Annotated in this window: 18 protein-coding genes; 7 read left to right on the top strand and 11 right to left on the bottom strand. The window is 64.7% G+C overall.

All coding sequences use genetic code 11. From position 1 onward, the window contains the following. Positions 1 to 39: 39 nt before the first annotated feature. The 4 genes from B1756_RS14830 to B1756_RS14845 all read right to left on the bottom strand — a co-directional run bounded on the left by B1756_RS14830 (position 40) and on the right by B1756_RS14845 (position 4,617). A complete protein-coding gene (locus tag B1756_RS14830; protein WP_086889247.1) occupies positions 40 to 2,364 on the bottom strand; it encodes a DUF7527 domain-containing protein in 2,325 nt (774 codons plus the stop codon). 87 nt (positions 2,365 to 2,451) lie between these two features. Next, positions 2,452 to 2,730 carry a UPF0058 family protein gene (locus B1756_RS14835; RefSeq protein WP_086889248.1) on the bottom strand — a complete coding sequence of 93 codons (279 nt, stop codon included), beginning with the start codon at positions 2,728 to 2,730 and terminating at the stop codon, positions 2,452 to 2,454. Positions 2,731 to 2,867: 137 nt separating this feature from the next. Next, a complete protein-coding gene (locus B1756_RS14840; protein WP_086889249.1) occupies positions 2,868 to 4,022 on the bottom strand; it encodes an ABC transporter ATP-binding protein in 1,155 nt (384 codons plus the stop codon). 112 nt (positions 4,023 to 4,134) lie between these two features. After that, positions 4,135 to 4,617 carry a DUF5793 family protein gene (locus B1756_RS14845; RefSeq protein ID WP_086890211.1) on the bottom strand — a complete coding sequence of 161 codons (483 nt, stop codon included), beginning with the start codon at positions 4,615 to 4,617 and terminating at the stop codon, positions 4,135 to 4,137. Positions 4,618 to 4,728: 111 nt separating this feature from the next. On the opposite strand from B1756_RS14845, the gene B1756_RS14850 reads away from it, so the two are divergent. Beyond that, the gene (locus B1756_RS14850; RefSeq protein ID WP_086889250.1) at positions 4,729 to 4,986 is read left to right on the top strand and encodes a DUF7542 family protein; all 258 of its coding nucleotides are present in this window, start codon (positions 4,729 to 4,731) and stop codon (positions 4,984 to 4,986) included. A gap of 35 nt (positions 4,987 to 5,021) precedes the next feature. Here B1756_RS14850 and B1756_RS14855 read toward each other — a convergent pair whose 3' ends face one another. Continuing rightward, positions 5,022 to 7,346 (bottom strand): AAA domain-containing protein, encoded by a 2,325-nt coding sequence (locus B1756_RS14855; protein ID WP_086889251.1) that lies wholly within the window; start codon positions 7,344 to 7,346, stop codon positions 5,022 to 5,024. Between the two features lie 110 nt (positions 7,347 to 7,456). On the opposite strand from B1756_RS14855, the gene B1756_RS14860 reads away from it, so the two are divergent. Next, positions 7,457 to 8,377, top strand: a complete 921-nt coding sequence (locus B1756_RS14860) for a 2-dehydropantoate 2-reductase (RefSeq protein ID WP_086889252.1) — start codon at positions 7,457 to 7,459, stop codon at positions 8,375 to 8,377. Positions 8,378 to 8,756: 379 nt separating this feature from the next. On the opposite strand, the gene B1756_RS14865 is transcribed toward B1756_RS14860, so the two are convergent. After that, entirely contained in the window at positions 8,757 to 9,170 is a 414-nt protein-coding gene (locus B1756_RS14865) for a DoxX family protein (RefSeq protein WP_086889253.1), read from the bottom strand. A gap of 328 nt (positions 9,171 to 9,498) precedes the next feature. On the opposite strand from B1756_RS14865, the gene B1756_RS14870 reads away from it, so the two are divergent. The 4 genes from B1756_RS14870 to dps all read left to right on the top strand — a co-directional run bounded on the left by B1756_RS14870 (position 9,499) and on the right by dps (position 15,041). After that, positions 9,499 to 11,289 carry a type II/IV secretion system ATPase subunit gene (locus B1756_RS14870; protein ID WP_086889254.1) on the top strand — a complete coding sequence of 597 codons (1,791 nt, stop codon included), beginning with the start codon at positions 9,499 to 9,501 and terminating at the stop codon, positions 11,287 to 11,289. A gap of 5 nt (positions 11,290 to 11,294) precedes the next feature. Further along, positions 11,295 to 13,388 (top strand): type II secretion system F family protein, encoded by a 2,094-nt coding sequence (locus tag B1756_RS14875; RefSeq protein WP_186336539.1) that lies wholly within the window; start codon positions 11,295 to 11,297, stop codon positions 13,386 to 13,388. Between the two features lie 122 nt (positions 13,389 to 13,510). Continuing rightward, positions 13,511 to 14,284 (top strand): class I SAM-dependent methyltransferase, encoded by a 774-nt coding sequence (locus tag B1756_RS14880; RefSeq protein ID WP_086889256.1) that lies wholly within the window; start codon positions 13,511 to 13,513, stop codon positions 14,282 to 14,284. A gap of 97 nt (positions 14,285 to 14,381) precedes the next feature. Further along, positions 14,382 to 15,041, top strand: a complete 660-nt coding sequence (gene dps / locus B1756_RS14885; RefSeq protein WP_086889257.1) for a DNA protection during starvation protein — start codon at positions 14,382 to 14,384, stop codon at positions 15,039 to 15,041. Between the two features lie 60 nt (positions 15,042 to 15,101). On the opposite strand, the gene B1756_RS14890 is transcribed toward dps, so the two are convergent. Then, the gene (locus B1756_RS14890; RefSeq protein ID WP_086889258.1) at positions 15,102 to 17,618 is read right to left on the bottom strand and encodes a PAS domain S-box protein; all 2,517 of its coding nucleotides are present in this window, start codon (positions 17,616 to 17,618) and stop codon (positions 15,102 to 15,104) included. Positions 17,619 to 17,867: 249 nt separating this feature from the next. Then, the gene (locus B1756_RS14900) at positions 17,868 to 18,521 is read right to left on the bottom strand and encodes an HAD family hydrolase (protein ID WP_086889260.1); all 654 of its coding nucleotides are present in this window, start codon (positions 18,519 to 18,521) and stop codon (positions 17,868 to 17,870) included. A 145-nt stretch (positions 18,522 to 18,666) separates the two neighbouring features. Here B1756_RS14900 and B1756_RS14905 point away from each other — a divergent pair, with 145 nt between their 5' ends. Continuing rightward, positions 18,667 to 19,272 carry a DUF6735 family protein gene (locus B1756_RS14905; protein ID WP_086889261.1) on the top strand — a complete coding sequence of 202 codons (606 nt, stop codon included), beginning with the start codon at positions 18,667 to 18,669 and terminating at the stop codon, positions 19,270 to 19,272. A gap of 35 nt (positions 19,273 to 19,307) precedes the next feature. Here the strand turns inward: B1756_RS14905 and B1756_RS14910 are convergent, their stop codons facing one another. The 3 genes from B1756_RS14910 to B1756_RS14920 form a co-directional block, all read right to left on the bottom strand. After that, the gene (locus B1756_RS14910) at positions 19,308 to 21,077 is read right to left on the bottom strand and encodes a MutS-related protein (protein ID WP_086889262.1); all 1,770 of its coding nucleotides are present in this window, start codon (positions 21,075 to 21,077) and stop codon (positions 19,308 to 19,310) included. Positions 21,078 to 21,151: 74 nt separating this feature from the next. Continuing rightward, positions 21,152 to 22,333 (bottom strand): MFS transporter, encoded by a 1,182-nt coding sequence (locus B1756_RS14915; protein WP_086889263.1) that lies wholly within the window; start codon positions 22,331 to 22,333, stop codon positions 21,152 to 21,154. A gap of 66 nt (positions 22,334 to 22,399) precedes the next feature. Further along, on the bottom strand, positions 22,400 to 25,000 hold the full coding sequence (locus B1756_RS14920; protein ID WP_086889264.1) for an efflux RND transporter permease subunit: 2,601 nt from the start codon (positions 24,998 to 25,000) through the stop codon (positions 22,400 to 22,402). Between the last annotated feature and the right edge of the window lie 6 nt (positions 25,001 to 25,006).

Here is a 25,006-nt window from a genome sequence, read left to right on the forward strand (position 1 = left end):
CGAGCCCGATCTGGGGTGAGAAGCGAAAGAGCAGCCGATTCAGAGTTCGGGAACGGTCATGTGGAATCCTTCCGACTGGGATTCCACGAGACAGAGGTGATAGCCCTGTTTCCGGGAGACGTTGACGTAACTCGCCTTCGAACTTCGGCTCAGGAAGCCACTGCTCGTGGCCTGCTCGGTTACCTCGAGCGCGCCCGGTTCGAAGTAACTCGAGGTGACGGCGATGGCTGCTGCGAGGTCCGGGTAGTTGGCCTTGACGGCCGAGGCTGCCTCCTCGAACCCGCGGAGGAGGTCCTCGCTGGCCGGTTCGCGGGAGTCGTTGACCGTGACGACGAGGAGGGGATTGCCCATCTTGTCGTAGGCGACGACGTCGAACGAGACGTTCTCGGGGACGTCCTCGGTATCGTCGTCGGCGAGTGAGACCGAGCCGTTGATCTCCGCGCGGTCGATCCGCGGGATGGCGTCGTAGAGGTCCCCCAGTCGATCCGCCTGACCGGTGTCACGGATCTCGTAGAGCAAGACGGCCGTGAGCCAGTCGACGAACTGGTAAACGAGGGTTCCGGTGAGGAACTGTTCGTAGGGCTGGCCGTCGACGGCGACGTCGCCGTCGTCGAATTCCGTGTGGTGCTCGAGGTGAAGGTTCCCGGCCACCTCGGCCCGGTCGGCAGCGCCGTCGTGTGCCGTCAGCAACGTCGGCTCGCTCTTCGAGGCGTACCGGACGAAGAGGTTGGTCCCGGAGAGCGCCCGCTCGGGGGCGAGTCGCTGGCTGGCCGCCTGTGCACCGCCGGCAGCGCCGTCGCTCTCGAGACGAGACTCGAGGTCGTCGATGCGGGCGGTGAGTTCCTCGACCCGATCGGTCAGTTCCTCGTTTTCGGCTTCGAGTCGGTCTCGTTCGGCCTCGAGTCGCTCTGCTTTCGTCGCGAGTTCCGCACGCTGTTCTTCGAGGGACTCGAGACGGTCTCTGATCGGTCCCTCGGCGTCACCCGCAGACTGTTGTGGCGACTGGCTGGTCGTGCCAGCACCAGCGCCGGTGGTCCTGGGACTCGATCGAGCGTCACCCGTGGGGCGGGACGGTTGCTGGTCGGCTCGAGCCTGACGATGTGACTGGGTCTGCGACTGTGACTGCGTCTGGGCCCGGCCCTGGGACTGGGACCGAGACGCGCCGGCTGCACTCCGCTGGCCGCTGTTCGGCTGCCGCCGGGCCATCGTCTGTCCACCCTGAGACGGTGTGGAGCCGGACGCTCGACTCGAAGAGCCGTCGTCCCCTGTCTGGGTCGTCATCTCCGGATCGATCGATGGGATCGAGCGCGTCTCTCGCCACTGTTCTTCCTCTTCGAACCGCTCTTCGAGCCCTGCATCTTCGTCGGCCTCCTCGCTCGCGTCGTCGCCCACGCTCGAGGCTGGCTCGTCGACGTCGTCGTCGGTCCAGGAGATGTCGCTTTGCTCGAGTTCGGCCGCCGCGGCCTCGACTTCCTCCGGATCGAGCGTCGAGTCGGTCGACCCCGCCTCGGCAGGCTCGCTGTCGGTCGTCGAGACGGTCAGTCCCGGGTCGTCACGCCGGTCGCTCGAGCGTGCTGTTGGCTCGTCTGCAGGGTCCACATCGGCCGGACTCGAGGCCGTGATCCCCGACGGATCGTCGTCGGGTGTGGGCTCGGTCGCGGTGATCCCTGCCGGGTCGTCGTCGAGCGAAGCCGAACTCGAGACGCCGGTCGCGTCGACGGCGTCGCCTGGTTCGCCACCGGCCTCGCTCGATGGATCGACGCCACCGGTCCCGGCTGGTGGCTCGGAGTCGGACGCGTCGTCGCTATCGTTGGCCGCCGGGTCGTCGCTCGGAACGTCGGTTACCTCGACGTCGACGTCGACGACCTCGTAGATGCCGACCTCGTCGGCGGCGCGTTCGAACGCTTCGTCGCCGGTCTGCAACCGTTCGGCGTTTCCGATGAACGCGGCTGCCATCCGTCGGCCACCGTAGTAAACTGCGTAGTAGTCACCGCTCAGGACGTTCTCGCTCAGTTCGACGTAGCCGGTGAACGAACCGTCCTGAAGCGTCTGGTCGACCTCCTCGAGCGAGGTGTCGTTCGTGTAGTACTTCGCTCGAGTGTCACCTCCCTGTGATTTCATCGAGAACAGGAGCGGTAGCGACGGGTGTGGCGCCTCGTAGACGGTTCCCGACGCCGCCTCGAAATCCTCGAGGTCACCGCCGAAGACGCCGACGATCCGGCCGTTGAGTACGAACAGCCACGTGCCCGCCGCGGTGACGGCCCCCGAGAATCCCTTCGCTGTGAGATCAGAGAGCCCGTCGTAACCGCCACTAAACGGGCGAGAGTCCCATTGCTCGACGCGCTCTTGCGTGCGCGAGTCCATAGTTCAACAAGCGTGAACCGGAACAAATACTTTTGGCTACTATTCTCGAATCCGATACGTTCAACGTACCGTCGAGTTCTCCCGGAACTAGATTTTCGATTGCGCATCCTCGGCGAGTTCTTTCATGCGCTTGCCGATTCGGCCGGCACTCGAGAACTCGTCTTCGCTCATGGCCTTGGCCAGTGCGTTCCCGAGGACGAAGACGGCGTGTTTGTGCTCGCTCTTCGATTTGTGTACGTGGGAGGGGTCGACGTCGAGTTCGTGGTACTCGTCGAAGAGACTCTCGTCGACCTCCTCTCGCTCACTGAAATACTCCATGATGATAACGAGTTCTTCGTGAAGCTCGAGGAGTTCGTCCTTGTGCATGGACGGCCGTAGGAACGGTCTGGGCTTAAGGATTGTGTGCATGGCGGTCGCAAAACGTGAACAGTCGACAATATTCTTCACCGGTAGTGTCAGAGAACCTTCTCACAGGGAACGGTGAAAGTCGCCAGCAGGACGAGTCAATCGTCGGCGGGGAGGTCGGTCCGGTCGCGCTGGCCCGCCGGGAACCAGGCCAGGTCGTGGTCGGCGGTGACGCGGACGGCGACGCGTTCGTCGAGGTCGATGTGATCGGAGTGGTTGTGCATACACTCGATCGTCTCGTCGGAGTCGAGTTCGACCCGGTAGAGGACTGTCGGACCGAGATACCGTCGATAGACGACCCGACCGTTTGCCTCCGCCTCGGTGGCCGGATAAGCGGTAACGTCGTCGGGGCGGACGAGCAGGTCGATCTCCGTGCGATCGTACTGCTGGGCGAGCCCGTTGACGTCGTCTCTGAGCACCCGGCCGATGGCCGTGTCGACGTGATCGCCGTGGACCGTTCCCGAGAGGAAACTCGCGTGACCGAGGAAACCCGCGACGAACCGCGATTTGGGGTCCTGAAAGACCCGCTCTGGCACGTCGATCTGCTCGATCTGGCCGTCGTTCATCACGGCGACGCGATCGGAGATCGACAGCGCCTCCTCCTGATCGTGGGTCACCGAGATAGCCGTCACACCAGTCTCTTTGATGATCCGTCGGACCTCTTCGCGCATCTCGACGCGCAGGTCCACGTCGAGACTCGAGAACGGTTCGTCGAGTAACAGCATCTCGGGTTCGGGAGCGAGCGAGCGGGCGAGGGCGATCCGCTGTTGCTGGCCACCGGACAGTTCCTCGGGGTAGTGGTCGCCGTGACTCTCGAGGCCAACGAGCTCGAGCAGGTGTGAAACGCGGGCGTCTCGTTCGTCTGCGGCCCATTCGGAGAGACCGAACGCGACGTTCTCACGGGCGGTGAGATGAGGAAAGAGGGCAAATTCCTGGAAGACGACGCCGACGCCGCGCTCTTCCGGGGGAACGAATCGACCGTTGCCGGCCACGTCGACGTCCTCGAGTCGGATCTGACCGGCCGAGGGCTTCTCGAGGCCGGCGATCAGCCGGAGCGTCGTGGTCTTGCCGCAGCCGGATGGACCGAGCAAGGTGAGAATCTCGCCGTCGCGCACCTCCAGTGAGAGGTCGGTGATGACTTCCTGACCGCCGTACCGTTTCCTCACGTCGTCGAGTTCGAGGACGACGTCCTCGACGGTCTCGGCCTCACGGTGCGGCTCGTCGGTCGTCGAACGAAGGTGTGCGTCGGCCATGGTCGTGTGTGTGTCGTATCGCCCCCCGATCGAAGGCGGCGCTCACTATAATTTAGGCAGGCCTAAAACACTTATAGTTGCCGGTTAGTTCGCGACCGTGGGAGCGTCCCGATCAGAGTTCGACGCCGCTCGGGATCAGGCTGTGGCCACGCAGGAGGCTTCCGTCCTCGTCGTAGACCAGAAACGTCCGTTTGTCGTAGGTCACGAACGGCGTTTCGTCGTCGCTTTCCTCGAGGGTGATCTCGACTTCGTAGCGGCCATCGGCGTCGCTTTCGGCCTCTCCGTATCCACGGGCCGCCGAGATGAACTTCAGGACGTCGTCTGCATCCTCGTTCAGTTCGAGGATGAACTCGCCCGTGATTCGATTGGTAACGCTGACGACCCCCTCGACTCCCTCCTCGAGGGGCCCCTGGAGGCGCAATGCGACGTCGGTCTCGCCGGCCTCGAGGAGGTCACCGTCGGGGCCGGTAAGGCGCTCGCGAAGCATCGTCGACGGGCCCGTGAACTCGATCGATACCGAGGGTTTTCTCGGTTCGTCGTCGGTCTCGACCCAGTCGACGTCGTCGACGTCTAACGTGAAGTGCTCGCGCCTCATTCCGTACACTCGGGTTAGGGCTCCCGCCGTATGAACGTAACGCACAGCGTGGTCGCGTGCCGGGATTTCGTCGACCGGAGCGTTTTCGTCGGCAGGCAGCGTAGCGGCCACATGGCCGGAAACGGCGAGAACGTCGTGATCGAGTGTCGAGGGTGTGCCTACCGGGAATCGTTCTCGAGGCTGGGCCGGGCGCGCGTCGCACTCGCGGACCACGAGTCAGAGACGGGCCACGTCGTCGACTGGGAGATCGAGCGCGTCGCCGCCGGCGTCGAACGGGCGGGCGAAGACGCCGGCGTCTGCGGTATTCCTGGCTGTGAGAACCCGGGTTCGCCGCTGCTCGACTGGCCGGAACGCGACGGCGAGTCGTGACCATCGTTCGACTTCGACGTTGGCTCGGACCGAACTCACTCGGGAACCGGGATGAACTCCGGTTCGACCCGTTTGAGCCGCCCCGTGTTCTCGAGAAACTCGTACAGGTCGTCGTACAGCGCAGCACCCTCGTCGGCGTCACCGGGCGGCGACCGCAACGTGTACCAGTCACCGACGATGGCACAGAACCGCTCGGCGCGAGTCATCGCCACGTTCAGCCGTCGGGGGCCGTCGAGCGGCCGCCCCAGAAAGCCGATGTCGCCCGCCGCGTTGCTCCGGACCAGCGAGATCACGATCGCTTCTTTCTCGCTGCCCTGAAAGGAGTCGATCGTGTCGACGGTGACGCGATCGCCACGTCCGATGTTCGCCCGCAACGTCCGTCGAATCTCCCATACCTGTGCCGTGTACGGCGTGATGACGCCGACGTCGGTCGGCTCGAGGCCGGCGTCGGAGAGCAACTCGTCGACGAGATGCGTGACGAGTCGGGCCTCCGCCTCGTTGTGCCGGGAGTTGTCGACGATTTCCTCCCTGCCACCGACGTCGTAGCCGACGATCGCCGGTCGATCCTCGAGTGCCCGGACGTCCCGACCCTGCCGTAGCGCACGGTCGTAGAACCGGCGATTGGAGAACCAGGCGACGTCGCGGTGCATCCGGTACTGTGTACGAAGCTGGACGCCGACGCCCTCGTAGACGCCACCGTCCGCGTAGAGGTGCTCGAATAAGGACATCCCGGCGGCCGATTCCGGCGGCTCTTCGGTCGCGCTGAACGGCGGCAGTTGTCTGTGATCGCCCGCGAGGACGACCTTGGACGCTCGAGCGAGCGGGATACAGGAGGCCGTACAGGTCGCCTGCGTCGCCTCGTCGAGGACGAGGACGTCGAACGCTCGGTCGAGCGTTGCCGCGCTACTGTTCGTCGCGGCGACGACGTCGGCCCGGCCGTCGCTCCTACCGTAGTGGTCGCTGACGAGGTCGTTCGACGACCGTCCGGCGTTCACCCGCCGGAGGACGAACTCCTCGGCACCGTGCTGGGCGTAGGCGTGGAGCGACCGGTCGTCGACCTCGGCTGACGTGCTCGAGCCGACGACGAGGTTGTCGACCGCCTGGTTGGAGTCGGCACAGACGAGGACGTCGTCGCCGGCCTGAACGGAGCGCCTGACGACCTCGACGAGGGTTCGGGTCTTGCCCGTCCCCGGAGGTCCGTGGATGCAAAACAGCTGGTCGGCCAGCAGCGCACAGGAGACTGCGAGTTCCTGTTCCTGGTTGAGTTCGACGTCCTGTGGGCTGCTCTTGACACCAGCGGTGTCTCCGAACGTGACCGCCGTCGAACCGGTCAGGAGCGCTCGCTGGTCTTCCCGTTCACGAACGCGGCGAATCGCCTCGAGTTCACGGTCGTAGGGGACGGGATTCAACAGGACGGTGAGCGCGAACCCGCCTCGTTTCTGGCGCAGGAACGAGCCGACGGTCGACCGGTCGTCGATCTCGTGCCAGTCGACGGACAGCCGGACGGTCGATCCCTCGAGCGAGTCGACGGTCGCCGGGATCGGGAACTCCGACGGCGAGTGGGTCTCGCTCGGCGGGTGGACGAGCACCTCGTTTCCTGCGTAGATACCGAATTCGCTCTGGACGTACCGGTATCGGTCCCGAGCCCCATCGGCTCCATCTCCGCCATCGCCGCCACTCCCACCGTCACCATCCTCTCTATCGACCCTGAACCGATAGACGCCGTCGTCGGGTCGTCCGAGTGACGAGAGCGAGGGGATCGCGCCGAACCCCTCCTCCCGGAGTTCGTTGGGACTCGAGTCGACCGCTTTCTCCCGGTTTGCCGTGCGCTGAGCGTCCATCTCCGCCCGGACGAAGGACTCGAGTTCGTCGAAGAAGGCGTCCCGGTCGTCGGCCGGGAGTGGGTTCCGTGGCGGCTCGCGTTCGCCGATCGGCGAATCGAAGTACGACGGCGGTTCCTCGGGGGCGAAATCGGAGTGCCAGAAGCGGATCCGCTCGGCGACGGTCGACCGGGCGAACGCCTCGCGATCGATCGACTCGTACACTGGCTCGTCGCCATCACCCGTTCCACCTTCGTTTCCACCACCGTCGTAGACGAACACCTCGCCGTGAAGTTCGTGGTCCGTGTAGGCGACGTACTGGGTCGACAGTTCCGCCGTGTCGTCGCCGTGAAGCGGGATCAGTACCCAGTCGTCTCGCTCGGGATGGGCGAGTCGGTCGTGGTAGCTCGCGTACTCGACGATGCCGTCGACCGGGATCGGCTCGTCCCGAACCGGGTCGAACGCACCGGTCGACGGCGAGAAGAGCGTCGCACTCGAGCGGTCGAAGTTCCCGATCGCACGCTCGAAGAGGAGGGACATATCAATTCGATTGAATCACGTGGTCCTAACTCTTCTGGTCACCCGCACATCGACCCACCAGTGGCCGACGGTTTCGCCAGAGCTTTTTCGAGCTCTGCTGAAAGGCGACCATGAAACTCGCTGTGTTCGGTGCCGGCGGCGTCGGTGGCTACCTCGGGGCCAGGCTGGCCGACGCGGGCCACGAGGTCCACCTCCTCGCGCGGGGTGACCACCTTGCCGCCTTGCAGACAGGTGGGCTCCGTGTCGAGAGCGTTGCAGGGGATACGACGGTGGACATCCCGGCGACGGACGACCCGGCGGCGATCGGCCCGTGTGACGTCGTCCTGTTTTGCGTGAAATCGTACGACACCCGCGAGGCAGCGGCGGACCTCGAGCCACTGCTCGACGAGCACACGGCCGTCGTCTCACTGCAAAACGGGGTCGACAACGAGCAATGGCTCGCAGAAGAGATCGGCCGCGATCACGTCGTCGGCGGCGTCGCCTACATCTTCTCGACGATTTCGGAACCGGGCGTCGTCGCGCACACGGGCGGGCCGGCACGGTTCGTCTACGGGGAACTCGACGGCCAGCGCACAGCACGAATCGCAGAGCTCGACGAGGCACTGACCGCGTGTGAGGGCGTCGAGGCGGTGCTCGCAGACGACGTCAGGCGTGAACTCTGGCGGAAGTTCGTCCTCATCTGCGCCCAGGCGGGGATGACCGCGGCCACGCGCCTGCCGATCGGCGAGATTCGCGATTCCGACCCATCGTGGACCACCTACCGGCGACTCATGGAGGAGGTGCGCTCGGTCGCGACGGCGAAGGGGGTCGACCTCCCGGAGTCCGTCGTCGACGAGTGGCTCGAGTTCGCGGAGACGTTCGATCCAGAGATGTACTCGTCGCTCCACTACGATCTGACCCACGGCAAACGGATGGAACTCGAGGCGCTCCATGGGTCGGTCATCCGGCACGCAGCGGCGGCCGACGTCGACGTACCGACGACCGAGGCCGTCTACGGAGTGCTCCGTCCGTGGGCCGATCGAAACGCGTGACTACTCGAGATCGTCGCTGGCAACAGACGAACGGCGAGTGACCAGTTCGTATCAGCCAAAGATACTTACGACCGTCGAGACGGCACCGTCGTATGGATTTCGAACGGACTGCCGACCTCGCCACGACCGTTTTTCCGCTCCCGTTCGCGGTCTGAATGGCGGTCGCTGGAAACGTCATTGCCGCCATGGGGGCTTCTCGCATTCAGTACAATCGCCCTCCTCCGACTCGGATCGACGGTCGTTCGTCGGTGGACGAACGCACACCAGTGGCTGTTTCTCGCTACGTTGGCCCTGATACTGGTAGTGACACTCCTTGATGCGATGCCGTGAGAACCGTGGTAGTCGGTGCGAACCGGTGATCGCTACGGGGTCGGAACGCTCAGAACAGGCCGATACCGATACTGTAGGCCCACTGTTCGGTTCCCACAGCGGCGATGACGAGCGCCCCACCGGCGAGTGCGACGTTCTTCAGGAACTGAGTCATCTCAGTTTGCTGTTGTTCATCGGGGACTGCCCAGAAGTCGTGAAAGAGAACGCCCGCGACGACGAGGAAACCGGCGACGACGACCGCACTGACGACCGGGAAGACGCCGACGACGATACTCAACCCTGCGAGCACGAGGACAGCTCCCGACGCGAGCACCGACAGTTTCGGCGCTGGAAGCCCCTTGTGCTGGGCGTACCCGGCCATCTGTTCGGTCTGCAGGAAGTGGTTCAGCCCGGTGAACGCGATGATTCCGCCGAAGAAGAATCGGCCGAGTAACAGGAGAACGTCCGCTGCACCCGTGAACATGGCTACGGATTCACCTCGAGAAGTTGACCAAATCGTCCTTGTCGCTCGGGATCCTCAAACTGGCCTGTGTGATAGGTATTCATCACACGTCTCAGTTAGTCTGCCCCGAACATATCTATTTAGTGTCATTAGGGTTAGTAACTGACGTGGACGCTACTCCGTCGTTTTTCATGGACTGTCAGCTGCACTTGCCCCGGTATTGCGAGCGATCGGTGTCACGTGTTCGACGTGAATTCCGAGCTCCTCCGGGTCGCAATCCGGCGGGCCGCCCAATTTAAGATACTCCGGCTGCCATACCAGAGTCAACGAACTGTCCGGATTCGAATAGATGTCAGACAACAGTAATCCAACGGCAGACGATGCCGGAGGGGGAACGGGTGGGGAGGCCGGAGTCGATCCAGCACTGTCGGGGGAGGCTGTCGAGGATTCGACCAGTCCGGCGGAGCCACGTTCTCGTCCGGACGGACCGCGACCCCACGAGGAGTCGACACTCGAGCGCGTCAGACAGGCAGTCAGTCGGCTGCTCGAGGCGATCCGGGGCACCGAGATCGAGGTGACGCCCTGGAACCCGTCGACTCACGGACCCTTACTCGAGTTCGATGGGATTTCCGGTGTCGAAGAGATCGACCGCTACTGGGTCAACCCGCCGTTTGCCTTCGTGACGATCGGCTACGATCCGGCAGCGAACCACCATCGCTACCGCGTGGTCGAACCGTCGTTACGCGAGGACGAGCGCCGAATGCTCGAGATGCTCTTCGAGGACGTCCGCGAGCCGTTGCTGTATCGCGAGACCGACGACGAGGACGTCGAGACGCTGCTCCGGGAGACGATCCGGGAGTACCTCGAGCGCTACGGGGTCGACGTCGACGTGCGGACGTTCTACCGGCTGTTTTACTACGTGTTCCGCGACTTCCGTGGCTACGGTCGGCTGGACCCGATCATGCACGACCCACACGTCGAGGACGTCTCCTGTGACGGCTACGACCTGCCGATCTTCGTCTACCACGACGACTACACCGACGTGGCGACGAACGTCTCCTTCGCCAAGGAAGAACTCGATCGATTCGTCGTCAGACTCGCCCAGCACTCCGGGCGACACATCTCGATCGGCGACCCGATGGTCGAGGCGACGCTGCCGGACGGCTCGCGGGCTGAACTCGCTCTCGGCGAGGAGGTCACCCCACGGGGCTCGGCCTTCACAGTCCGGAAGTACGCCGACGAGCCGTTCACGCCGATCGACCTGATCGAGTACGGCACCTTCGACGTCGAGCAGATGGCCTACCTCTGGCTCGCGATCGAACACAACAAGAGCCTCATCTTCGCCGGCGGTACCGCGAGCGGGAAGACGACCAGCATGAACGCCATCTCGATGTTCATCCCGCCCCGGTCGAAGGTACTGACCATCGAGGACACCCGCGAACTCGAGCTCTATCACGACAACTGGCTCTCTTCGGTGACTCGCGAGCGCATCCACGAGGGCAAGAACGTCACCATGTACGACCTCTTGCGGTCGGCGCTGCGTCACCGGCCCGAGTACATCATCGTCGGCGAGGTCCGCGGCGAGGAGGCGATCACGCTCTTTCAGGCGATGAACACCGGCCACACGACCTACTCGACGATGCACGCCGATTCGGTCCAGACGGTGATCAACCGGCTCGAGAACGAGCCGATCAACGTTCCGCGGCCGATGGTCCAGAGTCTGGACATCCTCTCGGTCCAGACGCTGACCCGACTCGACGACGGTCGCGTCCGGCGGAACAAGGTCATCGCCGAGATCGAAGGCATCGATCAGCGGACGGGCGAACTCGACTACTCGACGGCCTTCCAGTGGGACGCCGAGGCGGACGTGTTTCGATCGGAGGGCAGCGAGGTGCTCGCCTCGATCCGGGACGAACGCGGCTGGAGCCAGACCGAACTGCTGACCGAACTCGAGAACCGAAAGCGGTTCCTCGCGTACCTGCGCGAGCACGGCATCAGCGACTACCGGCAGTTCACCGCCCTCGTCAACGAGTACTACGCCGACAGCGAGGCCGTTCTCGAGAGAATCGACGCTGGTGAGGACGACGACGGGGTCCCCCGCGGTGGCGACCCGACAGCGCCAGAGGTAGACCTCGGGTGAGCGCCGTGCTGTCGACGAACTACCTGTTGCTCGCGGTCGCCCTGCTCGTCACGCTCCCGCTCGTGCTCTCGGCCGTCCACGCCGGCGTCGACCGACTGCTCACGCGCGTCTCGATACAGCTGTTCGGCGGCTACATCGACCAGTACCGCAGCGAACACCCAGCTCGCCAGCAGGCCCTGCGCGAGGCGCACTTCCCGACGACCTACCGCGAGTACGGCTCGAAGACGATGCTGTACGCAGCCGTCACCGCCGTGGTCAGCGCCGTCGCCGGCATCTACGTCGCCTGGGCGGTGCTGTACGTCCTCGCCATCGAGCCTGCAACCCTCGAGGAGGCCCTTCCCGGGCCACTCGAGTTCCTCGCGAACCTCGGTGGCCTCGAGGGCCTGTCGGCCCTGGAACTGTTCGGCCTCTTTCTCGTGGCCTGTGCGACGCTCGGGACGCTGGCAGGCACGTTCACCTACTGGCTGCGCTGGTGGTATCCGGCGTACGTCGCCGACGCTCGAGCGCGCCAGATCGAGGCGGCGTTGCCGTCGACGATCGCGTTCGTCTACGCGCTCTCGCGAAGCGGGATGGCTTTCCCCGAGGTGATCCGCATCGTCGCGCGCCACGAGGAGACCTACGGCGAGGCCGCCGCCGAGTTCGGCGTCGCCGTAAATCACGTCGATACGTTCGGGACGGACGTCATCACCGCCCTCCAGCACGCGAGTCGGACCTCGCCGAGCGACCAGTTCACCGACTTTTCCGAGAACCTCGTGAGCGTCCTCCAGAGCGGGCACAGCCTCTCCGATTTCCTCGAGCGCCAGTACCAGGAATTCCAGTCGGAGGCCGAATCACAGCAAGAACGCATCCTCGACCTGCTCGGCACCCTCGCGGAGGCGTACGTGACGGTGCTCGTCGCCGGCCCGCTCTTTTTGATTACGATCCTCGTCGTCATCGGGATCACGATCGGTGGCACCGCAGAGCCCCTCCAGGCACTGATCTACCTGATTCTCCCGCTCGGAAACCTCGTCTTCGTCGTCTACCTCAGCATGGTGACCGAGTCGATGGTCCCCGGGAGCGCGAGGCCAAGCGACGTCGACCCCGAACGACCGCCCCTCGACAGCATCGCTCGAGCGGCACGAACCGACGGCGGCGTGGCCGCGGGTGCGTCGGCTGGCGGTGACGAACGTGTCCGGCAGAACGTCGAGCGATTGCGCTACCGATCGTCCGTCGACGCCGTTCGCGACCGCCTCGCCAACCCGTGGCAGACGCTGCGCGAACAGCCGTCGCTGACGTTCCTCGTGACGGTTCCGGTCGCGCTCGCGGTCGTGGGCTGGCGGGCGATGGTGGCGACGACGCCGGCCGGATTCGACGTCACGATGATCGACGACGTGATCGCGCTGGCAACCCTGTTCGTCCTCGTCCCGTTCGTGATCTGTTACGAACTGCAGCGGCGTCGGATCGAGGCGACCGAGGCCGCCGTTCCGGACCTCCTCGACCGACTCGCGAGCGTCAACGAGGCCGGGACCTCGGTCGTGCTCGCCGTCGATCACGTCCGCGGATCGGATCTCGGCCCGCTCGAGGCGGAACTCGACCGGGTCTGGTCGGACGTCCAGTGGGGAGCCGACCTCTCGACGGCGTTCCAGCGACTCGGTACTCGCGTGCGGACGCGCGCAGTCTCGCGTGTGGTGACGCTGTTGACGGAAGCGATGACCGCCAGTGGGAACCTCGCGACGGTGCTCCGGATCGCCGGGAAACAGGCTGCCGCCGATCGACGTCTCAAACGCGAGCGCGCGCAGGTGATGGTCGAGTACCTGATCGTCGTCTACATCTCGTTTCTGGTCTTCCTGTTCATCGTCAGCGTCCTCGTCGCGTTCATGCTCCCGAACATCGCCGGACTCGAGGAGGTTACCGGCGGGGCCGAAGTCGAGGCCCTCGGCGGGGTTTCAGACGCCCAGATCGAGACCTACGAGGTGCTGTTCTACCACGCGACGCTCGTGCAGGGGCTGCTCTCCGGGCTGATCGCCGGCCAGTTGAGTAGCGGAGACGTCAGGGCCGGCGGCAAGCACGCGGCGGCGATGATCGCCCTCTCGGTCCTGTTGTTCGCAATCATCGTGTGAACTACTCCACCCTACTCGCTCGGCCCCACCTCGCTCCTTGAAGACGGGGCTTAGCGCCCTCTCTTTCAGCTAACCGAGACGAACCACTACCACTTTTGCGTGCGCCGCCACGAGGACGACTGATGGCCGAGGAGGGAAACGGGACAGACCGCGAGAGGCGACGAGCGGTCAGGGACACCTACGATCGGATCGCCGACCACTTCGCGTCGACGCGGGAGTACGCCTGGCCGGAGGTGGAGGCGTTCGTCGCCGAGCAGTCGGAGCGATACGGCGTCGAGCGCGCTGACCGCGCGGACCGAGGTGGTGACGACGAGATCGACCTCCACGCGGACGACGACTCGAGCGAGGTAGCTCCCCGAATCGGTCTCGATCTGGGCTGTGGCAACTGCCGGCACGCGGAAGTCCTGCTCCGAGAACACGACATCGAGACTGTCGTCGGACTCGACGTCAGCCGCGGACTGCTCGAGACTGGCCGGGAGCGGTCCACGGATCGTGCGTTCGAAGACGGTCTTGCGCTCGTACAGGGCGATGCGTCCCGGCTTCCACTGGCGACGAACGCGGTCGCAGTGGGCGTCTTCGTCGCGACGCTCCACCACCTCCCCTCGAGAGAGGCGCGTCGACGGAGTCTCGACGAACTGGGTCGCGTCCTCGCCCCCGAGGGGCGAGCGCTCGTCAGCGCCTGGTCGACTGCCCACGACAGGTTCGACGCGGACGAGGGATTCGACACCAGCGTCGACTGGACGCTCCCCGGCGGCGAGACCGTCGACCGCTTCTACCACATCTACGACCCCGACGAGTTCGAAGCCGACCTCGAGGCGAGTGCCTGTCGCCTGCTCGAGTGGGAACTCTCGAGTGGGAACTGCTACGCGACGGTCGCCGGTGCACGCGATCGATAGGTTCAGTGAACGCGAGCGACGAGAGTGGATATCAGACAGTCACTTCGATAGACCGGTGGAAACCACTTTATGCGGTGTCGTGGCAGACCTACAGTGCATGTCAGAGGAGAAACCACACGCCGCCGGGAACGTCGACGCCGGTGACACCAGCGAACGGGTCGGGATGGCCGTCCTCCGTGAACGGGGGCTCGAGCCGGAGGAACTCCGCGAGAAACTGATCGACGCGATCGGCGCGGAGTTCACGACGTATTACTACTACACCAACCTCCGGATGCACCTCGCCGGACACGAAGACTACAAGGAGATCACCGAGGACGCCCGACTCGAGGATCGAGCCCACTTCGAACTCGTCGTGCCGCGAGTGTACGAACTCGGCGGTGCGCTGCCGAACGACATCCGGGACTTCGCCGACCGCGCGTCGTGCCCCGACGCCGAGGTGCCGACCCCGATGGACGACGACGGTGGGTTCGAGGTCGACGAGTTGGACGCCGAGGCGATTCTCGAGGTCTTACTCGAGGCCGAGCGGTGTGCGATTCGCACCTGGTCTGAGGTCTGTGACATGACCCGTGACGTCGATCCGCGAACGTACGACATGGCCTCGCGGATCCTCCAGGAAGAGATCGAACACGAGGCGTGGTTCGTCGAACTGCTCTCGATGGAGCGCGACGGCGAGATCAACCCCGCCGGCCACTTCGTCCGGGGAGAGCCGGGAGACGCGCCGTACTCGACGAACCGGCGATTCAACGACTCGGCCTGACGTGGCCCTCGAGTCGTCACCGCTGCTACCGTGGGCGGCCGGGAACCTGTTTCATCGCTATCACCGATTCGCCTCGGCGAGTGGCAGTCTGACGACGAAAATCGCCCCTTTCGGCTCGTTGTCAGCGATGCGAACGGTGCCGCCGTACCGTTCGACGAGCGCATCGACGAGATAGAGACCGATGCCGGTTCCCTCGCTTTCCAGGCCCATCTCGCCGTGTTCGAAGATCCGCGCTTTGTGATCGTCGTCGATCCCTGGACCGTTGTCGGCAATCTCCACCACGGCCGCATCGCCCGCAACGGTCGCCGAGACGGCAACCTCCGGAACGTCCTCGTCGTTGTGCCTGATCGCGTTCGACAGCAGGTTCCGGAACACCGAATCGAGCATATCGTCGGCGAGTACCCTGGCGTCTGGAATTACTCCGTCGATGGTGACCACCGCGTTGTCGTGATTCGACCGGGCGCTTTCTATTTCCGTCTCGAGGATCGCCTGAAGCCGGATCGGCAGGCAATCAGCTCCGGACTGCAACATCACGTCGGTCACGTCGCGGGCGGTCGACGTTATCTCGACAGCGTTGCGAGCTGCGGTCTGGACCTGCTCGACGTACGCCTGCCCGGTCTCCTCGACGTATTCGTCCAGCGTCGCCGCGTACGCAAGCACCACCTGCAGTTCGTTCCGGATATCGTGGCGCACCACCTGATTGACAACCTCGAGGTTGTCTCGCTGTGTTTCGAGCCGTCGCTCGTATTCTTTCAGGTCGGTCACGTCGCGGGCGTATCCAAGCACCGCGTCGTCACCGCTACCGGAGGCCTGGTACGGGATCTTCCTCGTCTGGAGGATCCGGGTCTCGCCGTCGACAGTCGTCAACTCCTCTTCGGAGATCTCCGCTGGCTCGCCCGATTCGATGACTGACAGGTCGTCCTGCCGGAACGCTTTGGCGTCATCCGAATCCGGTATCACCGTCGATTCCGTTTTCCCTTCGATTTCTTCGACGGTTTTTCCGTACGCCTCCGCTGTCGCCTCGTTGGCCAGCAGGTACTCACCATCACGGTTCTTCGCGAAGAGCAGGTCCGGTACCAGATCGATAATCTGCCGAAGTTCTTCACGAGCTGTTTCGAGGGCCTGCTTGGAGGCCTTTCGCTCGGTAATATCCCTGGTGGTGCAGATCAGCTCACCGCTGTCGAGGAGCGAGAGTGCAAGCTCCTGTGCGAGCGACGAACCGTCCTTCGCTCGCCCGATCGCTTCTCCACGCCACTCACCGGCTTCCGGGAGTATCGGGAACACCTCGTTTTCGAACCACGCGATCTCCGCCCTGTCGTAGAGTTCTCGCCAGTCGTTTCCGACGAGTTCCCCGGGTTCGTACCCAAACATGTCTGCGTGGGCCTGATTTACGTAGACGTACTCGTCGCCGTCGAGAATCGCGATCCCGTCCATCGCACCTTCCATCGCCTCCGACTGGAGTTCGATCCGTGCGTTGCGCTCTTTGCGGTCTGTAACGTCGGTGACGATCCCGATCAGTCGTCGTGATCGGTCTTCGTGTTCGACGAGTTCGGCGCGAACTTCCCCCCAGCGTTCTCCCCCGTCCCCACTCCGGATCCGGTATTCGGTTTTGAGCGATTTGCCGGTCACAACTGTCTGTTCGATCTGTCGTTCTAGCGGTGGCAAGTCGTCCGGGTGAACGTACTGTGCGAACGCGTCGTAGGTCCCCTCGAATGCCCCCGGCTCGACCCCGAACAATCGCTCCATGGATCTGGTCCACGTGACCTCGTCGGTCTCGAGATCCCATTCCCACACGCCAGTCTCTGTCCCGTCGAGGGCAACGGTAAGTCGCTGCTTCGTCTCTTCGAGCTTCCGCTCACGCGACTTTCGATCCGTAATGTCCCGGGAACTGACCAGAATACCAGCTACCTCGGGGTCGTCGAGGAAGTTCTGGGCCCGGTTCTCTACCCACCGCCAGTCTCCGCCAGTCGTTTCGATCCGAAGCTCCGTTACTTCGGTGTCGTCGGGATGCTCGAGTAGCGTCTCGAACGCTGCTGTCATCCGTTCGACGTCGTCTGGATGGACGGCCTCCGATGGGGTCTTACCCTCGAGGTCGACGATCTCTGGTCCATCGGGACTCAACGTTCGATCGGACTGGTAGGTCACGACTCCATCCCGATCGAAGACGAAGAGCACGTCCGAGGAGTGCTCGAGGAACGTCTGTCGCCGCTCGAGGTCCCGTTTGCGTGACGTCTGTGTCGTGAGGTCACGACAGAACGTGACGGCCGCAGTCTCTCCTTCGTATTCGATCTCACTGACCGACAGTTCGACGGGAACCCGCTCGCCAGCCTGCGTTTCGAACTCGACTTCGTACTGGGCTGGCGCCGGGTCACCACTCGTCCGTGCGCGGTGGTGGGCCTCGACGAGTGGCTCGTCCGTAGTCACCACGAGTTTCGTCTTGGCTGCCCCCAGAAGCTCCCCCTCGGTATATCCGCTGATCTCTCGAAGCCGCCGGTTGACGTAGACGATCTCGCCATTCTGGGCGACGAAGATCCCATCGTTGCTCTCCCTGACGATGGATTCGTACAGCGAGGTCATTGTCTCGTAGAGATGACTGTCCCATTTGTACTCATTGCCCAACGGAAGCTCCGGTGTGGACTCCCACGACCGGCTCCAGACGATCAGTAATCCGGTCCGGCGGAGGGCCTGTCGGGGTGTCCCGAAGTGTGTCGCCCCGACGGTCGTCGTGGCGTACCGATCGGTATCGATGGTTCGGCTCCCATTCTGGGAATCGGACGTCGATCGGCACTCCCCACGCGAGATCACCGGATAATCGGAATCTAGCGGTTATAGTACCTCGAGCAAGCCCTCGAGCGACTCGATCTCGTAGGTCGGTGAGACAGACAGCTCGTACCCCCGCCGGTGATCGCGTCGGACAAACGCCGCGTCGATACCGAGAGTCGAGGCTGCCACGACGTCTTTCTGACTGTCACCGACGTACAGCGGGTTCGAGACGCCCAGATCGGAAATCGCCCGCTCGAGGTAGTACGGCCGTGGTTTCTTCCGCTCGATGCCCTGAATCGTCGGTTCGCGACCGTACCAGACGTCGAACTCACCGATCGACGTGTGCGAAAGAATGTTCTCGATCGTCTCGTGCTGGTTGTTGCTGACGATGCCGGTCGCCGTCTCGAGACTCGAGAGAACGTCGACGTCGTCGTAGGGGCGCTTTCGGCCGGCCTCGAGTTCGCCGAGCTGGGCGTCGATCGCCGCGCGTTCGCGGGCCTCCCAGAGTGTCCCGGGTTCGACGTTGTAGGCGGCCGCAACGTCGGCCAGCGAGTCGACGGTCGGACTCACGAGCGTCTGGACGTGCTCGGCTCGAGGATCGGGTTCCCCAACGCGGTCGAACGCCGTCTCGATCGCGTCGCGGAGTACCTGGCGGTCGGTCGGTGTGGTCAACACGCCGTCGTTGTCGAAGAGGATCGCGTCGTATGCCGTTCCCATCGCCGTTTCGATCGGTACGGACTGCAGGCAATTCGGTGTTTTGTCCGGTTGCTCCTCGAAACTGCGCCGAACCTCGGTTCACTCGCGACTGGTGCCAGAGGAGTCACCCGCAGGTTCAAGTACGGGTACGCACCCAGAGCCAGCGATGGGACACAGAGCGCTCGTCGCCTACCGCCGCCGGGACCGCCTCTACGACCTGCGGTACAGCCACTGGGGCGGTCGCGACCTCTCGCTGGTCGGCGCGATCACGCCCGACACCCCACTCGGTGACGGCACCGTGGAAGCCGACCTCGTGGTCGACGCCGTCGCGCGCGACCGTATCCTCACCGGCTACCTCGACCCCCGGGTGTACGAACACCTCTACCTCGTCTCGCCCCGCGAGGAGTACGACGTCGAGGCCTACCGAATCTGCTGGCTCGACTGGGGCGACGGTCGCGACCAGGGACGGGCGGCGATCGTCGAGACGACTCCCGACGACGACCGGACGATCGAAACCCGATTTCGTGCGACCAAGACCACGCTGGGCGACGTCGTCGAGATGGGCGTCCTCTCCCGGCGGGCGGCGCAGGTGTACCTCGAGTCGCGGGTCTGCGAGGAAGATGGCGGCATCGTCTACACCTATCGCGGCGTCGGCGAGGACGTCGAGGACCGGTACCGACCGCCGCCGGATTACTGGCTCCCGGACCCACAGGCAAGCGGTCGAGAGTTCGACGACGAAACGGACCGCGGGCGATCGGAGCCGTTCGGATGAGCGTTTGGTCGCTGCGCTCGAGTCTGCGCCGTCGGTCACTCCGACCAGCGCGCGTCGGCCAGCGTCCGCTGGATCACGTCCGAGCCAACCGATTCCGCGAGCGTCTCGAACCCGGCGCGTTCGGTGCGGTCGCTGGCGTTCGCGACCAGCCGGGAGACGATGAACTCGGGCGTCGATCGGCCCACCGTCCCGAACCGCGGCTGGTAGTCGACCAGCAACTCGAGGTCCGGGTTCAGCCCTTCGGCGAAGATGCCGTCGACCCGGGCTGCAGGCGGCAGGGGCTCGAGGTCGTCCGCGAGGTGGGTGACGAACACCCCCAGCGCCTCCCGGTCGACGGTCAGCGTGACGAGGCCGTGCAGCAAATCCGCGGCGCTGCCCGGTTCGGTGATCGCCTCGAACTCGTCGACCAGCATCAGCGTTCGCCCGCCGGAAGAGAGCGGCGGCACGATCGACCGGAGCGTCGACTCGAGCACGCCCGCGTTGAAGCTTGCGTGGCGGCGGTGGAAGACGAGCGAGTCGACGGGCGTCACCTCGGCTTCCTCGGCGGGGACCGGCAGCCCCATCATCGCGAGCAGGACGACCTGACAGAGGGTCTCGAGCAGGGTCGTCTTCCCGCCGCTGTTGGCCCCCGTGAGGACGGCCACCCGCTGGTCGCCCGGCGGTGCTTCGACGCTCCGGGGGACGTCCTCGACGCCGTGGTCGCCAAGCCCGTAGGTAACCGGCTGGACGTCCACGTCGGACTGGGCGGCCAGTCGGAGGTTCCGGGCCTCGAGGACCGAGACCGCGGCGTCGGAGTCGTCCACGAACGTCGGTCGCGTACAGTCGTAGGTCAGTGCGAACCGGGCCAGCGAGAGGTGCAGGGCGATGTCGTCGACCGCCGTAACGGCCCGGTCGACGGCCGTTTCGGTGTCGGCCAGCGTCTTCTTGAGATCGCTCGCGACGAGCGTCTCGCGTTCGTCGATAGACTCGGTCAGGTCCGCTCGAAGACCCCGAAGCGTCTCGCCAACGAAGTCGGTCGCGTCGGTCGCGTCCCCGGGCATCGCGTCGTGAACCTGATCGATCGTCACCTCGGTCTCGCTCACCAGTCGGTCCTCGAACGCGTCACGAAAGCCGGCGACGTCACGAACGCCGTCGTCGCGCAATTCCTCGATCAACTCGAGTGCGTTGGCATCCATGTCCTCGACCGATCCGAGTGCGGTTCGCAGGCTGTCGAGGTCCTCGTCGACGCCCTCGCGAACGCGACCGTTCTCGAGACCGGCGAGGGCCGCCGAGGCGTCGGCCAGTTGCTCGCGCTCGAGGTCGGCGATGGCGGCGAACGGCCCGGAGTCGACGCCGGCGTCGAGCAAGGCGAGTGCGGCGTCGACGGCCGCCCGCTCACTCTCGTCGCGCTCGTCGTAGCGTTCGTAAGCCGCCAGAACCGACTCGCGGTCGTCGGCCGAAAGCGCCGCCCACGCATCGCGGGCCGCGAGCACCTCCTCGAGTCGCTCCACCATCGCCTCGCGGTCGGTCAGCGGCGTGAGAACCCGGATGCGGTCGGCCGCCCGCTGGGTCACCGCGTGGTCGACCGCCAGGTCGAGCAGTTCCTTGTAGGCGGCGTGGGCGTCGCTGGTGGCGAGTACCTCCATCCCGTCACCACCGGTCGCGCGCCGCAGGATTCGCGTCGCCCGTCCCCTCGCGAGGCCGGCGTCGGCGAGCGCCCGCACGTCCCCGCTGTCGATCGCCCGGACTGCCCGATCCTGCCCGAGTTCGGCCACGAGTAACTCGCGCGTCTTCGGCCCGACACCCCAGTACTCCTCGAGTCGCATACCCAACCAGTTCGAGTCGAACGTCTTGAACGTGCTGTCATTCGGCTGCTCCTGCCATCCGGGTGTGGTCGCCGTCAGCGGGTCGCCCGCGTCACAGCCCAGACCGCGATCACACTCACGACGAACGTGAGTCCAACAGCGACGGTGTACCCGCCGGTGTAGGTAATACTCGCGGTCCCCAGCGGCGGCATCGCGAGTGCACAGACGCCAGCAGCGACGTTGAACATTCCCACGATCGCCGTGTCCTTCTCGGGATCGTAGATTCCCATGAGTACGGGAATGTACAGCGTCGCCGCGCCACCCAGCCCCAGTCCGATCAGGCCGACCGCGGCCACCAGCCCGCCCGGGTTCGAGACGAACAGGAGCGCGATGCCACCGGCAGCCAGGTACAGCGATGCGAGGAACGCCCGCCTCGAGCCGACCGAATCCGCGACGTAGCCGCTTCCGATTCGTGAAGCGATACTGACGCCGCCGATGGCTCCGAACGTGGCGGCTGCAGTCGCCTCGGAGAGTCCGCGCGCGACGAACAGGTCGACTGCATACGCCGCGAGTAGCTGGTACCAGGCGAACGAGAACCCGATACCGACGAATAGCAACTGAAACTGACGCGTCCCGACGAGTCGGGAGAGCCACTCGAGGACGTCACCGGCGGTCGCGGTCGACTGGGATGCCCACGAGGGGCGACGGCACGTCAGACCAGTGAGTGCGAACGCACCGGCAGTCACCGACAGGACGAGCAGGAAGCCGAGGCGGACGCCGAACCGATCGATGGCAAGTTGCCAGATCGGCGGCAACAGGAACAGCCCGAGCCCGTTGCCCACGAAGATCAGCCCGGTCGCAGCGCCGCGGCGTGAGTCGAACCAGCGTGGGACGACCGACGCCACGAGGACGAATACCGTCCCGAGTGCCAGTCCGAGGACGGCGAAGACGAGAGTGAGCCAGAGGAGCGAGTCGGCGACGTACAGCGACGGTGCGAGAAGTACAGTTGCTGCCGTACAGACGAGCAACAGCGGTCGCGTCGGGTACCGGGTTCCGAACACGCCGACCAGTCCCGACCCGATGAAGAACGTAAACAGCATGATCGAGAAGACGCCAGAGAGCGCGACCGGCGAGACGGCGAACGCGTCACTGAACGGCCCCCGGAAGACGCCGTACGACAGCGGCGTTCCGAACGTAAAGACCATTGCGACGGCACCGAGGATCGCGACCAGCCAACTCCGGAGACTGTCCGGTCGCTCTGTCCAGTCGAGGGTCACGGCGTCGTCTCGAGTGCGTGACGGCGAAAACGTTCTGATTTACGAGTGGCGAAATCGCCGAGTTCGCTAGTCTCGTGCTCTATACCGCAACCTGTTCCGGTATCGGTTCTCGAGACGATCCCAGACGACGATCGTCGAGGGGACGACGAGCAGCGAGGTGAGCCAGGCGTAGAAGACGCCGAGGGCGAGCAGCAGGCCGAACTCCATGATCAGCGGGATCAGGGCGAGATAGAGGACGCCCAGTCCGGTGACGGTCGTGAGCATGCTGCCGGTCAGCGCGCCACCGGTTCCCCGGACGGTCACGAGCAGCGCCTCGTCGACGCTATTGCCCGCCTCGAACTCGTCGACGAACCGGTGGATGAAGTGGACGGTGTAGTCGACGCCCAGCCCGATCGACACCGAGAGGATCGGCGCGTTGATCGGCGTCAGCGGCACGTCGAAGTACCGCATCGAACCCGCGAGTAAGGCGACGGTCACGAGGACGGGAACGACGTTGATCACGCCGTAGACCGCCCGTCCCTCGAGCCACCAGTACGAAAGCACCAGAAAGATCGTCGTCAGGACGAACGCGACGAGCAAGCTGTTGACCGACGACTCGAGGGTGTCGTCGATGACGGCCTCGAAGATGACGAGCTGGCCGGTCGCGGTTGCGTCGAGAGCCATCCGGTCAGCGTACTCCTCTGCGGCGAGGACGGCCTCGTCCTGTTCGGCGTCGACGTCGACGGTGACGTCGATTCGGGTCGCACTGCGGTCGGTGGCGAGTTTGCCGGCAGCCTGATCGCTCGCCGGCGAGTCGAACAGTTCGTCGTAGACGTAGTCGACCTCACGGTCCGGGACGCCGTCGCCGCTCGAATCGTAGCGGTCGATGGTGCTGGCGAACTCGGGATCCGCTTCGGCCTGCTCGTCGATGACGTCCAGAATCGTGTCGGCGTCCGCCCGCCGATTCTCACTCACGAACGCGTCGTCCGGGTTCTCGAGCGAGCGGTCGATCGCGGTGAGACCCCGGTCCGAACGAAGGTCTCTGTCCTCGACGTATATCGTCACCGTACTCTGGAACCCCTGGTCGAAGTCCTCCTCGAGGTACTCGAGGTAGGTGATGAACGTATACTCGCTTGGAGCGAACGGGCCGGGGAGGTACTGGTACTGGTCGATCCGGTCTTGATCGGGGAAGAAGGCCTCCTGATCGAACTCGGTGTCGACGCCAGTGCCGTAGGCTGCCGCGCCGAGGCTGCCCACGAGTATCGCGACGAGGAAGACCACGGGGGCGAGCTGTGCGATCTTCACCCCGGCCGGGAGCACTTGCCCCATCACGGATTCCTCGCTACCAAGTGGGGTCGTTCCAAAGCTGGGGACCCGCGTCCCCTCGCGGAGTCTGTCGAGGCCAACCTTGCCGGCTGGCAGGAAGACGCCGAAGATGAGGAAGGTGAAGATCATCCCGAAGGCGGCGACGATACCGAAGTGACGAAGCCCTTCCATCGAACTGACGAGGTTTGCCGCGAAACTGAACACCGTCGTCAGGGTGACGATCAGGAACGCCGTGGTGAGCTGTCTCGTCGTGATCCCCATCGCGTCGCCAATGTCGGCACCCGCGGCACGTTCTTCGCGATAGCGATTGATGATGTGGATGCCGAAGTCGATTCCGACCGCAAGTAACAGTGGGAAGACGGTGATCAGCGCGTCGGAGAAGGGGATGTTCGCGATTCCCATGAAACCGAACGTCCAGATCAGCGTCATCATCAGTGCTGCCAGTCCCAGCCCGAGGTCGAGCGGGTCGCGGTAGGCCACCAACAGGAAAAAGAGGATCAACAGGAGTGCGGCCGGAAAGACCACGATCGCTGTATCTCCGAGTAGCTGGAACCGCTCTTGGTTCAGGATCGCATCCCCGAAGAGCACGACGTTGTCGGACGTGTCGAACCCGTCGATCTCGTCCGCGATCGCCGCCGTTTCGTACTGAAGGGACGCGTGGGTATCGTCCCCTGCAGACGGCGGCGTGTCGTAGGTGATCGCGATCTGTGCGACACTGGCCGACGCGGCCTCCCGGTTGAAGTCGGTGCTCACTGGTAGCCCCGCCGACTCGTCGGCGTCGGCGATCGCCTCCTCTAGGTGGCGCTGTGAGGCGCGTTCGACCTCGCGGTGCTGGCGTTCGGCAGTCGTCGCGTTCTCGTTTAGCTCCTGAGCGACCAGCGACGCCGGACTCGTCGTCGACGTGACCCGAAGTCGGTCGGTGGTCTCGACGCGATCCTGAAACTCGAGCATCCGCAACATACTCTGTCGGGAGAGGACGTTACGATCGTCCTCGACGACGAGCTGGGCAGTCGTCCCGCCGCTGGCTCGGTCACCGCGTTCGAAGTTCTCCTGGATCTCGTCCCAGGCTTCCTGCTCGGGAGAGTCGTCAGTAAACTGATCAGCGCCGGCTTCCTGTTCACCTCCGCCGACGAGTGCTCCGCCGAGGAAGAGCCCAGTCAGTACCAGGAATACGAGGACGACGGTCCAGGGCCGGCCGGTGATCACCGGATTGATCCGGCGGGTGAAGGGGTCCTCGGCGTGGGCGTCCTCGGTCGGGTGGCCGGCAACCGGCGACCCTCGAGGCGGTTCTCGTCTATCGGGGTCGCCCGTGTCGGCAGCATCGCCACCCTCGTCGCGGCCACGGCGGTCGGAATCAGTCATGGTGTC

The organism is Natrarchaeobaculum aegyptiacum (assembly GCF_002156705.1).
Classification (GTDB): Archaea; Halobacteriota; Halobacteria; order Halobacteriales; family Natrialbaceae; genus Natrarchaeobaculum; species Natrarchaeobaculum aegyptiacum.

What these genes read in the sequence shown, in the direction of transcription:
- B1756_RS14845 (WP_086890211.1), bottom strand. Translation starts at nt 4,617, where the DNA reads ATGAGGCGCGAGCACTTCACGTTAGACGTCGACGACGTCGACTGGGTC.
- B1756_RS14910 (WP_086889262.1), bottom strand. Translation starts at nt 21,077, where the DNA reads ATGCGACTCGAGGAGTACTGGGGTGTCGGGCCGAAGACGCGCGAGTTA.
- dps (WP_086889257.1), top strand. Translation starts at nt 14,382, where the DNA reads ATGTCAGAGGAGAAACCACACGCCGCCGGGAACGTCGACGCCGGTGAC.
- B1756_RS14920 (WP_086889264.1), bottom strand. Translation starts at nt 25,000, where the DNA reads ATGACTGATTCCGACCGCCGTGGCCGCGACGAGGGTGGCGATGCTGCC.
- B1756_RS14870 (WP_086889254.1), top strand. Translation starts at nt 9,499, where the DNA reads ATGTCAGACAACAGTAATCCAACGGCAGACGATGCCGGAGGGGGAACG.
- B1756_RS14880 (WP_086889256.1), top strand. Translation starts at nt 13,511, where the DNA reads ATGGCCGAGGAGGGAAACGGGACAGACCGCGAGAGGCGACGAGCGGTC.
- B1756_RS14835 (WP_086889248.1), bottom strand. Translation starts at nt 2,730, where the DNA reads ATGCACAAGGACGAACTCCTCGAGCTTCACGAAGAACTCGTTATCATC.
- B1756_RS14850 (WP_086889250.1), top strand. Translation starts at nt 4,729, where the DNA reads ATGGCCGGAAACGGCGAGAACGTCGTGATCGAGTGTCGAGGGTGTGCC.
- B1756_RS14830 (WP_086889247.1), bottom strand. Translation starts at nt 2,364, where the DNA reads ATGGACTCGCGCACGCAAGAGCGCGTCGAGCAATGGGACTCTCGCCCG.
- B1756_RS14865 (WP_086889253.1), bottom strand. Translation starts at nt 9,170, where the DNA reads ATGTTCACGGGTGCAGCGGACGTTCTCCTGTTACTCGGCCGATTCTTC.
- B1756_RS14890 (WP_086889258.1), bottom strand. Translation starts at nt 17,618, where the DNA reads ATGACCTCGCTGTACGAATCCATCGTCAGGGAGAGCAACGATGGGATC.
- B1756_RS14855 (WP_086889251.1), bottom strand. Translation starts at nt 7,346, where the DNA reads ATGTCCCTCCTCTTCGAGCGTGCGATCGGGAACTTCGACCGCTCGAGT.
- B1756_RS14905 (WP_086889261.1), top strand. Translation starts at nt 18,667, where the DNA reads ATGGGACACAGAGCGCTCGTCGCCTACCGCCGCCGGGACCGCCTCTAC.
- B1756_RS14900 (WP_086889260.1), bottom strand. Translation starts at nt 18,521, where the DNA reads ATGGGAACGGCATACGACGCGATCCTCTTCGACAACGACGGCGTGTTG.
- B1756_RS14840 (WP_086889249.1), bottom strand. Translation starts at nt 4,022, where the DNA reads ATGGCCGACGCACACCTTCGTTCGACGACCGACGAGCCGCACCGTGAG.
- B1756_RS14860 (WP_086889252.1), top strand. Translation starts at nt 7,457, where the DNA reads ATGAAACTCGCTGTGTTCGGTGCCGGCGGCGTCGGTGGCTACCTCGGG.